The organism is Actinomyces sp. HMSC075C01 (assembly GCF_001812965.1).
GTDB classification, from domain to species: domain Bacteria; phylum Actinomycetota; class Actinomycetes; order Actinomycetales; family Actinomycetaceae; genus Actinomyces; species Actinomyces acetigenes.
Window position 1 is genome coordinate 1 of the sequence record NZ_KV810966.1, and the last position, 1298, is coordinate 1298.

Annotated in this window: 2 protein-coding genes; both read right to left on the minus strand. The window is 54.2% G+C overall.

The features are described 5' to 3' along the window. Positions 1–174: 174 nt before the first annotated feature. On the minus strand, positions 175–798 hold the full coding sequence (locus HMPREF2883_RS03010) for an Imm5 family immunity protein (RefSeq protein ID WP_176747129.1): 624 nt from the start codon (positions 796–798) through the stop codon (positions 175–177). Between the two features lie 43 nt (positions 799–841). Further along, a partial coding sequence (locus tag HMPREF2883_RS15010) for a hypothetical protein (protein ID WP_218079118.1) occupies positions 842–1298 on the minus strand: 457 nt, incomplete at its 5' end.

Below are 1298 nucleotides of genomic sequence, written 5' to 3' on the forward strand. Positions count from 1 at the left end.
CGGGGTCGATCATGGCCCGCCACACCCGCTTACGGGTCCCCAGGGACAGGATCGCCTTGGGGTTGTCCTCCTCATCGAGCAGCTCAGCGCGGGCCGCCTCAACCTCAGCGCGCACCGCACCCATGTCGATCATCTGATTCCTCCTGCTTGAGCGCCGGTGAGCCCGGCTGGCGGTCACTGAGCCTCAAGGACTGCGGGGATGGCCTCATCGAGGTACCACAGCCAGAAGGCGCGGCGGGCATCGACGTCGGTCTCCTCCAACGGCTGCCAGTTCAGTGCCCCGGCTGCGGCGCTGGCGCAGCAGTAACTCGTATCAAGCGCATCCGGAAGTCTCTCATCATCCTCTTCTGCTGAATTAGCAATATCATAGTCAAGATAACGATGACAAGCTGAGATCACTGTGCTTGACGCAGCGTCCGCGACAAACGACGCAGGCTCCGTTATCGAATTAAAGTCGTCAATCTCATCGAGTACGTCCACCAGAAAACTTTCAGCGCGTTGCTGAGAGGTGTCTGCGTCCTCTCTTTGCTCGACAACGTCTTGAGTGAGAGCTATCATCTCGTCTACGCGCTCGTCGCGCGGAAAAGCACGGTACCAGTGGTGTTTTACCTGCTCGACGCACAGTATCCTCAGTGACGTCCTTCGACGGTACGTGCCTTCAGTGTCCTCTGGGTCTAGCATTGCTTTCCAAATACGTTTCCTAGTCCTCAAAGATAGAATTCCTTTAATGTTGCTTGAATCGTTTAACTCAAATCGAGCCAACTGAATTTCGCGATTTATTGAATTTATGTCAATCATGGTGTTGCTCCTTTTGTGTGGCTAGAGGTATTTGTTGTGAACTTCAGTTGAGGGAGTCCACACTTCCGTCTGCGCGGAATATCAGCGTCTCGTGAGGGTCGGTCACATACCAATCTCGCCCCTCGTGCTGGGCCAGTTTACTAAAGTATCCGCGACAGTCGGAGCAAACCTTCTTGGAGACCCCAATGTATGGCTCTTTTGCGGTCAGCGATAACTGTCGTTCTGCGTGCGAAGCTAGTTGCTGGCCGTCGACCCCATGATCTCTGCAGCCTGATCTCTTAATAGGGTGGCCAATCTCTTCCTGCTTGGCTAAAACATCGTTCACATTAGGTTCCTGAAATCCGTCGGGGCGATCCTTGCTCCAGCCGCTGAGGGTTTTGACATGGTCGGAAGAAGTGGTTTTCTGCTCATTGCCGGCAGGTAACTCATTCTTTGCTGTTCGAGCGCGTTCATGAGCTTCCTGTGATTTCTTGACGGGATCGTCTCCTCCTCCCTTGCCT

What these genes read in the sequence shown, in the direction of transcription:
- HMPREF2883_RS03010 (WP_176747129.1), bottom strand. Translation starts at nt 798, where the DNA reads ATGATTGACATAAATTCAATAAATCGCGAAATTCAGTTGGCTCGATTT.